Origin of the sequence: Floricoccus penangensis (assembly GCF_001832885.1) — a bacterium.
Lineage (GTDB): Bacteria > Bacillota > Bacilli > Lactobacillales > Streptococcaceae > Floricoccus > Floricoccus penangensis.
Genome location: NZ_MKIQ01000027.1, coordinates 206,900 through 218,946 on the forward strand (window position 1 = coordinate 206,900; position 12,047 = coordinate 218,946).

The following is a 12,047-nucleotide window of genomic DNA, read 5'->3' on the forward strand; positions in this document are numbered from 1 at the left end:
TCTAAGAGAAAAGGAGATTGTATGAAAGAATTACAAAAAAGAGTTTTACAAAATAAGATAAATCACATGGATTTAACACAAGTGATATAAAATTTGAACTTCTTTGTTTATATGGGGAGACAAATGAACTTTTCAAAGCATGGCTTAAGGATGATGAGGAAAATATTAAAGAAGAACTAGCAGATGTTGCTATCTTTTTACTAGGAATTTCTGAAATGTTAGATGTTGATTTAGAAGCTGAAGTTTAAAAAAAGATGGCAATAAATGAAAAACGTGTCTATAAAAATGATGGTGAAAAACAATAGTGATAAATAGAGTTCTTATATAAGACAGTAAGAAACTTTTTTGTTTTATTCTGTGGTACAATATAGTTATGAATAATTTTAATAAAAACGACATTGTCGAAGTAGAAGTAATTGATTTAACACATGAAGGCGCAGGAGTTGCCAAAATTGACAACTATCCCTTCTTTGTAGAAAATGCCCTTCCAGGTGAAGTGATTAAAATGCGAGTTATGAAAACTGGCAAAAACTTTGGATATGGTAAAGTAGAAGAATATGTAAAAGAATCTGATGATCGTGTAGGCGATGTTAATAGTCAATACCTACGTACAGGTATTGCGGATATTAGCCATCTAACTTATCCAGCACAGCTTGATTTCAAGAAAAAGCAAGTTGAAACAGTACTTTCAAAAGTTGCTAAGAAGAACGATATCAAAGTGATGGATACTCTTGGAACTGAAAATAACACTGGATACCGCAATAAGGCACAGATTCCAGTTCGTCGAGTTAATGGACAAACTGAAACTGGATTCTTCAGAAAAAATTCTCATGATCTAGTACCAGTAGAAGACTTTTTGATCCAAGATAAAGAAATCGACCAAGTGGTTCTCTATACTCGTGACTTGCTACGTCGCTTTGATATCAAACCATACCATGAAATCAACAAGACAGGTCTTATCCGCAATATTATGGTAAGACGTGGACATCATTCTGGTGAGATCATGGTGACGCTTATCACTACTAAGAAAAAGATTTTTAGAATCGACCAGATTGTTGATGCCTTGACTGAGAAATTCCCTAACATCGTGTCTATTATGCAAAATGTTAATGAAAGTCATGGGAATGCCTTATTTGGACCAGATTGGTTTGTTCTCTATGGTAAGGAATATATTGAAGACCAAATGCTTGGTAATACATATCAAATTTCAGGACCATCATTTTATCAAGTAAATACTGAAATGGCCGAAAAACTTTACCAAAAGGCTATCGATTTCGCTGATTTAAAAGAAGATGACGTGGTAATTGATGCTTATTCTGGTATTGGGTCAATTGCACTTTCAGTTGCTGACAAGGTTAAAAAAGTATATGGTGTAGAAACGGTTGAATCTGCAGTAATTAACGCTGGTAAAAACGCTGAACTAAATGACATCAAGAACGTTGACTTTACAGTTGGAAAAGCTGAAACTACAATGGCAAGATGGCTTGAAGAAGGAATAGAGCCAGATGTAATTTTTGTTGATCCACCAAGAAAAGGACTAGACGAAGAATTCATCAAGTCAGCTACAAAAACAGGAGCACGTAGCATCGTCTATGTATCATGTAACCCATCAACATTCGCGCGTGATGTATTACGATTCGAAGAAGAAGGCTATAAACTCCAAAAAGTACAACCAGTAGACCTATTCCCACAAACCCATCATGTCGAGCTAGTCTCTCTATTTACGAAGTAAATAGCAAGAGCTAGCCGTGGCAGAGTTTCCAAAGAATACGAGCATAAGCGAAGTATGATTTGAAGAAACTTACGGCTGAATTAGTATCATTATTTACAAGGAGCTAAGCGACAAAGTAAATGATAGATACCAACCATGGCAGGTTTTACCAAGAAGTCGAGACTAAGAACGAAGACTGATTGGAATAAAGCTACGGCCGAGCTAGTCTCTCTATTTACGAAGTAAATAGCAAGTGCTAGCCGTGGCAGAGTTTCCAAAGAATGCGAGCACAAGCGAAGTATGATTTGAAGAAACCTACGGTTTATAATACCTAAAAATATAATTAATAGAAGGAGTGCATTACAGCATTCCTTTTTTTGTGAAAAAATATTAGTTTTAAAATTTCATTGTATTAATAACTTTAATATATTAAGATTTAGTTAACAGTATTTAGGAGAATTTTAATGGATAAAATGACAATTGACGAGATTATTTTTACACTAAACTTAGTTCCTTTAGTAAATGAGGGAGGTTTAGTTGCTCAAACATATCTTAGCGAAGAAACTTATGAAAATAGAAGATGTGGTTCAGCAATATATTATTTTTTAACAAAAGATTCATTTTCACATTTGCATAAACTTTCGGCGGATGAAATATGGCATTATTATTATGGTGATACCGTGGAAATTCTTCAAATTGATGATAAAACTGGTCAACATAAAATCAGTAAGCTAGGAACTAATCTATTGGATGGGGAAACTCCTCAAGTTTTAATCAGAAAAAATACATGGCAAGGTGCTCGAATAAAAAATGGTGGGGCCTTTGGATATACATTGATGGGAACAACAATGTCGCCTTCTTATATGGAAAAAGATTTTATATTGGGTGAACAAAAAGAAATGTTAAAAAGATTTCCAAATATTAGTGAGGAAATTAAAAAATTCACAGGTGAAAAAATATATAAATAAGAAAATGATATCCGCAAACATATGTTTTAGTCAATATATTTAATTTTATAAATAGTAAAATTAGTAGAAATTTAATGTTGTAAACTAAAAATTAACCATGATTAAAAAATAAAGCAACCCTAATTCCCAAGATTAAACAATTAAGGGAACTGGGGTTGTTTTTAGAAAATGCTTTTATCTAAAATCATAAATGTTTTTGCATCATAAGTTATATATATTGCTTTACTTAAAGTATTATCTTCAGATTTATTCCAAGTAGCATATATCCTTTCAGGATAACCATAGTCGGCTCTTTGTACTTCTTTATTTGATGGAGCACCGACAATTTTTTTTTAATCTTTGTAATTATCTCCACCATCAAAAATATATTTTCCTGTTTTTGAATCATATTTTTGTCTAGCTATTCTGATATCGTCATATATTTCTTGTGTCCATTTTCTGGGAAATTTTCTTTCATTGGACTCTCCAATACCAAAGTTAATACGAGTTGATGGAGTCGTCTCTATTGTTTCAGTATCCTTCAAATTATATTTTTTTTCTAGAATAAAGAATGAAACGAAGATAGTTGTTAAAAGAAATATTGCGATAGATTTGGGAATGAATACTTTATTTTTTATAGGAGAAAATTCAACTGCTTTAGATTCCTCAATTATTGGAGTCGGGTACGGTGTTTTGCAATAATCACAGTACCATATTCTATTTTTTTCGTGAAATTGAGTACTTCCACAATTTCTACATTCCTTATTTTTCATGATAATATCCATCCATTCCATAGTTTGAAGGAAAATCATCAGGATATTTTCCGAGTCCCTCTTTGGGATATTTTTCAGGAAGTCGTGGGAAGAATACATATCTTAAAATCGGAGTTACATATGAAACATTATCATTTTCAAAATATACATTTGGTTTTCCCTGACTTTCGTATATGAACTCTTTAGAGTAAGTACCATATGTGCTATCGTTTACCTGAGCGATAAATGATCTAAGTTCTCTCCAAGTAATCTTCCCACCTTTCCATTGCTCTTGGAGTACTTTAGTTTCATAGTTGTTGGGATGTTTATTTTCTCCAAAATCTATTGATAAACTTTTTTTTATCTTATCTGGATCCGTAATTACTTTATCCGGATGTCCCCATAAATTAATTATATCTTGACTAGTATATTGGTTGTAGTCACCATTATATGCTAAAAATGATCCTCCTTCCCTATAATAGGTTGTAATTGAAAATTCAGAGTCGGGGTTATCAATGATCATATCAGGTTTAGGTGGAGTTACAACTCTATTTTTTATTTGTTCGTCATGCTCTTTTTGAGCTTCATCCAATAATTTTTCAAATTTTTTAGTATCGTCGCCACCATATTTTTTTACTGACGCCCGTGCTAAATCAATTTCAGATTGTACTAAAGAAAGTTCAGCTACCTTAACACTATGATCAGGATTTTTAAGCAGATTATCATCGTAAGTGTTTTTTATAATATCCGTTCTAGAACTATTACTAGTTGTATTTTTATAATAAGATGTTGAGCTTGAAGTTACTTTATCTTTATGTGAATTAAAATTCGTTAACTTACTAAATACAAAAGCAGTAATTGAAATAAAGACAAACAATCCAGCAATGAAAAGGAATATTTTATTTATTTTTTTACTTTTGTGATTCTTTATAAATAATTCGGTACTATCATTATCCTTTTCGTAAACGGCATGGCAATATAAGCACTCCTGACCTATCTTGGTTTTCTTAAATTGACTACTACCACAATATTTACAATTGAAATTGTCCATAAAACTCCCATCAAACATGATTAATTTAAATAATGATATCATTTACATATTCTTGCTACAAGAGAAAATATAATTTTATTTTCAATACATAATCATTCTAGCTGATAATTTCTAAAAATAGTATAATGAAGAAAATTACTTGAAAGGAGTCCAATGAAATCAATAGCAATTGTAGCATGTTCAAATCCACTAAGTCTTTCATCTGGAGAGTCAAATGAAAAACATTTTGAGCTTTTAAGAAATGATGGTAGAAATTTACTGATTAGTAAATGTATTTATGAAGAGAAAAATAGATTTTCTAGTAGTGGAAAAGAACGTGCATATGAACTCATGAAATTCTTTTCTAATCCAGATGTTACTAATATTTATGATATTTCTGGTGGTGATATGGCAAATGAACTTCTTGATTACCTGGATTTTGAAATTATTAGGAAAAGTCAGGCAGTCTTTTGGGGATACAGTGATCTGACTACAGTAATAAATGCAATTTACAGTCAGACTGGCAAATCAAGCGTTCTATATCAAATAAAGAATATTTTGCATGGTGAACCTGATAGCCTTTTTAAACCCAAATTTGAAATTATTCAAGGTCAAGGTATTGAAGGAACCGTTGTTGGTGGTAATATTCGTTGCTTCCTAAAACTTACAGGTACAAAATACTTTCCAGATATGAATGGTAAAATTTTATTATTGGAATCATTAGGAGGGAGAGTCCCTCAGATGATTACTTATCTATCTCAGCTGCGTTCAATGGGAGTTTTTGAAAAGATTAACGGAATAATCCTTGGAACATTCACAGAAATGGAAAAGGAAAATTGTAGTCCTAATATGAATGAACTTGTTCAAGAATTTGTGGGTCCCAATATGCCAATAGCAAAGACTTGTGAAATCGGCCATGCAAGAGACTCAAAAGCAATTTTGATTGGGAAAGAGATTGAAATAAGAAATGAATAGTCAAGAAAGAATTTTAAAAATATATACAAGACTCAATAAAGGAATTCAGTTAAGTAAAAAAGAACTATGTAGAGAATTCAAAAAAGATGAGAGGACAATTCAAAGAGATTTTAGTTTAATTGAGCAGTTTATTGAAGAAGAATCAAATTATTCTTCAAAACTAGAACGAAAGAATAACTCATACTTTATTTCAGATAAATCTGTATTAAAAAAAGAAGATATCCTTGTTATTATTAAAATATTGTTAGAAAATCGTGCTTTTAATAAAAAAGAAAATGATAAGTTAATAGATAATTTACTTTCATTGGTTACTAAGGATGAGAAAAAAGAAATAACTGATATTATTGGAAGTGAAAAACTGAACTATGTTCCAATAACTTGTGAGGAAGATAGAATTGATAAGATATGGGCTTTATCTGAATCTATAATAAAAGAGGAAGTGATAAATGTTACTTATAAGAGCCCTTATAGAGAAGAACAAACTTATAAAATTTTTCCTATGGCACTTTATTATGATTCTCATTATTTTTATATAGAGGCATTAAGTATCAATCGTGAACGACATCCAACTCTTAAAATTGATAGAATAATATCTTTTGAAAAAGTTAATGATATCAAACCAAATATTTCATATGGTAATAAATATCGCGATGGAGATAATAGAAATCTAAAAGTTGACGCATTTTCGGGGAAAAAAATCACAGTAAAAGTAGAGTTTAATTACGATCCAACGATTGTTCAAGACCAATTTCCTAATGCTAGAATACTTTCTCAAAATAATGATAAAACAATATTAGATTTTGAAACTCAATACACTCCTGGCTTAATGCGATGGATTTTTAGTCAGTCAGAAGGATTAAAAGTTTTATATCCTGATTTTTTAGTTAATGAAATTAGAGAATTTTTTCAAAAATTCGTTAATAAGTATGAAGAAAATGATTGCTAAGCAGTCTTTTTTCTTTGGGTAGACAATATATGTCTATGTAATGATGTATAATATATTTATCAATTGATAATTTAAAATTATGAAGGAGAAAATCTACGGCAAGTGATATGATTTATATAAATCAGTTAGGAGATGGAAAAGGAAATTGGCTACTTACAAAAACTGTTGTTAATTATGAAATAAATGGACTAAAAATTGAAAATAATATTATAAATTGTATAAAAAATAGGTGGTGAGAAGTTTGGCATTATTAGAAGAAGAACTGAATATATGTAATATTAGTGAGCTTTTTGATATGAATTTGAAAATCCCAGAATACCAAAGACCGTATACTTGGTCAACGGAGTCAGTCAGTACGATGTTTTCAGATATTAAAAATGCTTTTAGTAAGAATATTGAAGAATACAGATTAGGTACAATCATTCTTCATAAAGTCGGTGAATATTACAATATTGTGGACGGGCAACAACGTATTACAACGTTGTCAATTTTACTTTATTATTTAAATGAAAATAACAAATTATTAGATGAGGAATATTCTAATCTTTCGGTTGAAAATATAAATAGAAATTCAAGTTTGTTAAAGAAATTAGTAAAAGAAGTAAATAAAAGTGAGTTTAAAAATTACTTGTTAGGTAATTGTACACTTGTAAAGATCGTTACTGATGAACAGCAAGAGGCATTTCAGTTTTTTGATTCTCAAAATACAAGAGGGAAAGCATTAAATCCTCACGATTTGTTAAAATCATACCATTTGAGAGAAATGAATAGCGATTCTGAGGAGAAAAAAATAAATGTAATTTCTAAGTGGGAAAATATAGATCAAAATAAACTTGATAAACTGTTTAGAATTTTTTTATTTCCAATTACTCAGTGGTATAAAAACAAAAATGGTTTAAATTATTCAATAAAAGATATTTCAAATTTTAAAGGAATAAAGAAAAATAATAATTTTAATTATTCAATTTATCATAAATCAAGTAATTTATTTATTGAACAATTAAATTCAACAGGAATAAATGAATTATTTGAAAGTGAACAAATTAATCAATTTCAACTAAATCAACCTATTGTTGCAGGAGATAGATTTTTCAAATGGACTGTTCATTATTTAGAACTTTTAAAAAAGATTGAAGATAGAGTTAAAAATAATTATTCACAAGAAGAAATTCCAACAAAAAATAGTGGAGATAGGTATGTTTACCAGTTATTTTTATCTGTTTTGCAATTTTTTGCAGATCGATTTGGTATTGAAAATATGGATATCAATGTGATGGACTTCTTTTATACTTGGAGTTATTCCATTAGGTTAAAGATGCAAGCAGTTTATAAGGAGACAATAAACAAGTATGCACAAGGAAAGCATGATCGAATTAATAAAGAAATAGACATGTTTAATATGATCAATGAAATGAATTGTCCAAGAGAATTAACTGCAATAATATTTGAAGAAGTTACTGATATATCTAATAAAAAATATGAAGAAATATTTAATAAAATTAAGAAAATAAACGGATGGTAAAAATGGTTGATAATTTAAAACTTATTTCAGTATCAGAAATATTTAGGAATGATTTCTATGAAATACCTATTTATCAAAGAAATTATGCTTGGAAAGTTGAACATATTGAACAGCTTATTTATGATATAGAATCAGCAGAGGATATTTATTTTTTAGGCAATCTAATTGTAAACAAAAAAGACAATTTTTTATATGAGGTAATTGATGGTCAGCAAAGATTGACTACATTGTATTTGCTTGAAAAATATTTAAAAGTGCCTTTTTCGGTTGATAGTTTGAAGTTTGAAGCAAGAGAAAAATCAAATAAAACACTTAGACATTTATGTGATGAGGATTTTGATGAGAAATTTATGTCTACAGAAATTGTTGATGGATATAGAATCATAGAAAATTATTTTCTAAGCAATCCTAGTATAGATAAAGATAATTTTATTAAAAAACTAGAAGATATTAAGTTAGTAAGGATACAAGTTCCTGAAAAAATTGATTTGAATCATTATTTTGAAATTATGAATACCCGAGGTGAACAGTTAGAACTCCATGAAATCGCTAAAGCTAGTATTCTAGGGAACTTACAACAAAATGATATGCGAGTTGCTTCAGAAATATGGGATAGTTGTGCAGATATGGATTCATATATTCAGATGAACTTCACTCCACTTATAAGAGGAAAATTATTTGATGATTCATGGTCTAATTTAAAGGAAGAAATACGTGATTTTGACTCCTTGAGTTCTTTATTTAATAATGAAAATAATGATGTTAGTGGAATTAATAGACAAAAACTATCAGAAATTATAAAGAATCATACTACTAAATTTAATGCTTATGAGGAGAACTCTTTAGATTCGGAGAATTCAGAGAATGAAAGATTTGAATCAATTATATCTTTTCCTAATTTTTTGCTCCAAGTAAATGCTGTGATAGCAAGTTTAGACGAGCAGGATTCATCACTTGATGATATTAATTTTCTGTCAAATTTAGAAGAAAATTGGAGGGATGAAAATTCTGCTAAAAACTTTATTTTTAATTTGTTAAAGCTTAGAGTTTTGTTTGATAAATATATTATTAAGAGAGAATTTTTGTCATCTTATGAAGATTCGGGGAAGTGGTCACTTAAAAAAATAGAAAAAAATACAAATAACCGAAGTTTAAAAGCTATTTACAAAGCAACCATAAATGGAGATAATAGTCAATTGAGAACTCTTCAGTCTGCATTGCGCGTAACTTATACTTCTCCTAAGACCATGCATTGGATCTCTTATATATTGAAAAAGTTAGTAGATGGAACTGAAATTAATCTCATAAATATTTTAGAAAAATATGCTATTGAGAAGGTGATAAATTCTGATTATAAAAATGCAACTGGATTCAAATTTGATAGAATTATTTTCACGTATTTAGATTATTTGATATATAGAGACAGCTACACATATCAAGGGAAAAAAATAGAATTAGAAGGCAATTGGCAATTCCAGTTTAGGAATTCTATTGAGCATTTCTATCCGCAAAATCCATCAGAGAATGAAAAATGGGATTATGAAAGTTTGAATTCATTTGGTAATCTTGCTTTAATAACAGTTTCTGGAAATTCAAAATTTAGTAATACGATGCCTGCAGGTAAAGTAAGTACATACAGTAGTGTTATTAACCAAAGTTGGAAGCTTAAAATAATGTATATTATGATGGAAAAGAACAATATGGAGTGGACGAAGGAGCTGTCACAAATTCATAAAAATCAAATGTTCGAAATCTTAGATCGTGAAACTAAAAAGTTTTAACTGAAAATGTAACCTTTAATTTTAGCAACGAAAGTTAAGGGTTTTTATTGTATAATTAACAAAAAGAATAAGGAGCCATCAATATGATTGAATATAAAAGAAACGAAAAAATTTCTGTTGAAGCTTTTCGTCAGGTCTTGATTAGTTCAGGCATTAATCGACCTGTAAATGATATCCCAAGACTTCAGGCAATGCTAGATAATTCAAATCTTATCTGGACTGCATGGGATGGTGATAGGCTAGTTGCAGTAGCAAGGAGTCTTACGGATTTTTCCTTTGTCTGCTATATGTCTGACTTAGCTGTTGCCAGTGATTACCAAAAGCAAGGTATCGGGAAAAAGTTAATAGATAAAACTAAAGAGGATCTTGGATCTACTGTTGCCTTTCTTCTCTTATCTGCTCCGAGTGCAATGGAATACTACCCAAAAGTTGGTCTGAAAAATATTAGTAACGCATTTTTTACACCTAGAAAAGATTGAGATATTCATGAATTTAGAAGAACAAAGACAACATATTTTATCCGGACAAATCTACAATGATTTAACACCAGAGCTTATTAAGGCACGCGAGAGAACAGTTTTATTGACAAATGAATACAATGCTTCTTTCGGACAAGGCCCAGAAATAAGAGAAGGTATCCTAAAAAGATTGCTTGGGAAGGTTAGTACTGGTGCATATTTTGAGCCAACCTTTCGCTGCGAGTTTGGCTACAATATCTCGCTTGGGAAGAATTTTTATGCCAACTTTGATTGTGTAATGCTAGATGGTGGAGGAATCGAGGTAGGTGATAATGTACTTTTTGGTCCTCGAGTAGGTATTTACACTACAAATCATGCTATTGATGCCAGAGAGCGTGCTACAGGTGCATGTTATGCTAAGAAAGTTACAATTGGAGATAATGTTTGGATTGGTGCAGGAGTTCATATTAATCCAGGTGTGAATATTGGTAGTAACACAATAATCGGATCAGGAAGTGTAGTCACAAGTGATATTCCTGCAAACGTCATTGCAGCAGGAGTTCCGTGTAGGCTTATTAGGGAAATTACAAACGAAGATAAGACAGGTTTTGAGCCTGATCAATATTAATTTATTTATTTGACTTTAGATAACTAATATTAGAAAAAATGGAGATTATATGATTTTACATTGCATAAAGAAAACCGATTGGGAAGACCGAAAAAATAAAACTTCATGGGGTGAAGAAGAACTAGCAAAAGATGGCTTTATTCACTGTTCAACTATTGAATTATTTTGGCGTGTAACTAAGTTTTTTGAAGAAGTTGAAGATGAGTTAGTAATTCTTTGCATTGATGAAGATCAATTAGAATCTGAAGTTGTATATGAAGATACAGAGAATACTGGAAAACTTTTTCCTCATGTTTATGGACTCATTAATAATGATGCTATTGTAGATGTTCTTCCTTATTTAAGGGACGAAGAAGGACAATATATCAAAAATAAAGAATTTATAAAATTTGAAGATGAGTGATGTAGATGAATTATAAAATCATTAATATAGAGGAACAAAAATTCTTAGGCAAATCTTGTGGAAAAGTTAATACTGAAACTGATTTTTCTATCTTTTGGATGAAATTTTATGAAAAAAATAAAAATTATGATGGTATTACTTACGGAGTAAGTTCAGATTTTATGGATAATGAATTTACCTATACGATTTGTGTTCCACTTACTGAAGAAGATAGAGTTAAGGATTTTCAGCCAATAGTGGTTGATGCTGCTACATATGTGATTTTTGGACTTGTAGGACCAGCGAATGAAACAATTCCAAGCGCGTGGGATTATGCTATAAAAAATTTCGACCTCGCTTATACTTCTAACATCGAAGTATACTACTGTGGAAATCGAATGGATGTCAACTATAAAATGGAGCTTTGGATACCAATAAAAAAATAAATCTCTTTATATATGAGCGCTTATCCTATATAATGAATATATTCATCATTTCCATGAGTGATTTAAATTTTAAGAAGTAGGTAATAAGGATTCATGACAAATCAAACAAATGATAAGCCAATGACTGCAAAGGAAAAAATGGCGGAAATTATCAAAAATAAACAAGGCGGTGGTCGTTCAAAAACTATGCCATCACCTAAAAACGACCGTACAAACATGCGTAAAGGTCCAAAGATTTTTAATAAATAATATAGGTAGTACCAGCTGATAAAGTTGGTGCTTTTATTTTGAAGCTGTGAAATCTCTATATATGTGTATATCGATGTTTAAACAATAAAAAAATATTTATAAAATTATTGACATATGATTGTAATAATGTAATAATTGTATAAAGAAAGATAAAAAGTTAAAAGGGGGAGGCTAAAGTTTAAAGTTTAAATTTTATTTATAACTAAGTCTAGAGTAACAG

At 30.1% G+C, this 12,047-nt stretch carries 13 protein-coding genes and 1 pseudogene; 12 read left to right on the forward strand and 2 right to left on the reverse strand.

Annotated features, from left to right (window positions below):
* Positions 1-21 precede the first annotated feature (21 nt).
* The 3 genes and pseudogenes from BG262_RS10390 to BG262_RS05710 all read left to right on the forward strand — a co-directional run bounded on the left by BG262_RS10390 (position 22) and on the right by BG262_RS05710 (position 2,679).
* Positions 22-248 (forward strand): annotated as a pseudogene (locus BG262_RS10390) (MazG nucleotide pyrophosphohydrolase domain-containing protein).
* A gap of 125 nt (positions 249-373) precedes the next feature.
* On the forward strand, positions 374-1,732 hold the full coding sequence (gene rlmD / locus BG262_RS05705; protein ID WP_070787914.1) for a 23S rRNA (uracil(1939)-C(5))-methyltransferase RlmD: 1,359 nt from the start codon (positions 374-376) through the stop codon (positions 1,730-1,732).
* 443 nt (positions 1,733-2,175) lie between these two features.
* The gene (locus tag BG262_RS05710; protein ID WP_070787915.1) at positions 2,176-2,679 is read left to right on the forward strand and encodes a cupin domain-containing protein; all 504 of its coding nucleotides are present in this window, start codon (positions 2,176-2,178) and stop codon (positions 2,677-2,679) included.
* Positions 2,680-3,011: 332 nt separating this feature from the next.
* On the opposite strand, the gene BG262_RS05715 is transcribed toward BG262_RS05710, so the two are convergent.
* Complete coding sequence (locus tag BG262_RS05715) at positions 3,012-3,431, reverse strand: hypothetical protein (protein ID WP_143602659.1); 420 nt, start codon at positions 3,429-3,431, stop codon at positions 3,012-3,014.
* Positions 3,421-4,503: a DUF4947 domain-containing protein gene (locus BG262_RS05720; RefSeq protein ID WP_233278823.1), complete on the reverse strand. Its 1,083-nt coding sequence runs from the start codon at positions 4,501-4,503 to the stop codon at positions 3,421-3,423. Before BG262_RS05720 ends, BG262_RS05715 begins: the two co-directional genes overlap by 11 nt.
* A gap of 111 nt (positions 4,504-4,614) precedes the next feature.
* Between BG262_RS05720 and BG262_RS05725 the strand changes: the two genes are divergently transcribed.
* The 9 genes from BG262_RS05725 to BG262_RS10770 all read left to right on the forward strand — a co-directional run bounded on the left by BG262_RS05725 (position 4,615) and on the right by BG262_RS10770 (position 11,827).
* Positions 4,615-5,415 carry an LD-carboxypeptidase gene (locus BG262_RS05725; protein ID WP_070787918.1) on the forward strand — a complete coding sequence of 267 codons (801 nt, stop codon included), beginning with the start codon at positions 4,615-4,617 and terminating at the stop codon, positions 5,413-5,415.
* Positions 5,408-6,361, forward strand: a complete 954-nt coding sequence (locus BG262_RS05730) for a helix-turn-helix transcriptional regulator (protein ID WP_070787919.1) — start codon at positions 5,408-5,410, stop codon at positions 6,359-6,361. The genes BG262_RS05725 and BG262_RS05730 overlap by 8 nt, the downstream gene beginning before the upstream one ends.
* 232 nt (positions 6,362-6,593) lie before the next feature.
* Complete coding sequence (locus BG262_RS05735) at positions 6,594-7,883, forward strand: DUF262 domain-containing protein (RefSeq protein ID WP_233278836.1); 1,290 nt, start codon at positions 6,594-6,596, stop codon at positions 7,881-7,883.
* A 2-nt stretch (positions 7,884-7,885) separates the two neighbouring features.
* On the forward strand, positions 7,886-9,664 hold the full coding sequence (locus BG262_RS05740; protein ID WP_070788082.1) for a DUF262 domain-containing protein: 1,779 nt from the start codon (positions 7,886-7,888) through the stop codon (positions 9,662-9,664).
* A gap of 83 nt (positions 9,665-9,747) precedes the next feature.
* Positions 9,748-10,143 carry a GNAT family N-acetyltransferase gene (locus BG262_RS05745; protein WP_070787921.1) on the forward strand — a complete coding sequence of 132 codons (396 nt, stop codon included), beginning with the start codon at positions 9,748-9,750 and terminating at the stop codon, positions 10,141-10,143.
* 7 nt (positions 10,144-10,150) lie between these two features.
* On the forward strand, positions 10,151-10,750 hold the full coding sequence (locus BG262_RS05750) for a sugar O-acetyltransferase (RefSeq protein WP_070787922.1): 600 nt from the start codon (positions 10,151-10,153) through the stop codon (positions 10,748-10,750).
* Between the two features lie 49 nt (positions 10,751-10,799).
* Positions 10,800-11,153 (forward strand): DUF952 domain-containing protein, encoded by a 354-nt coding sequence (locus BG262_RS05755; protein ID WP_070787923.1) that lies wholly within the window; start codon positions 10,800-10,802, stop codon positions 11,151-11,153.
* 5 nt (positions 11,154-11,158) lie between these two features.
* The gene (locus tag BG262_RS10395; protein ID WP_083312915.1) at positions 11,159-11,578 is read left to right on the forward strand and encodes a GyrI-like domain-containing protein; all 420 of its coding nucleotides are present in this window, start codon (positions 11,159-11,161) and stop codon (positions 11,576-11,578) included.
* Between the two features lie 93 nt (positions 11,579-11,671).
* Positions 11,672-11,827, forward strand: a complete 156-nt coding sequence (locus BG262_RS10770; RefSeq protein ID WP_158006652.1) for a hypothetical protein — start codon at positions 11,672-11,674, stop codon at positions 11,825-11,827.
* The last annotated feature ends 220 nt before the right edge of the window (positions 11,828-12,047 follow it).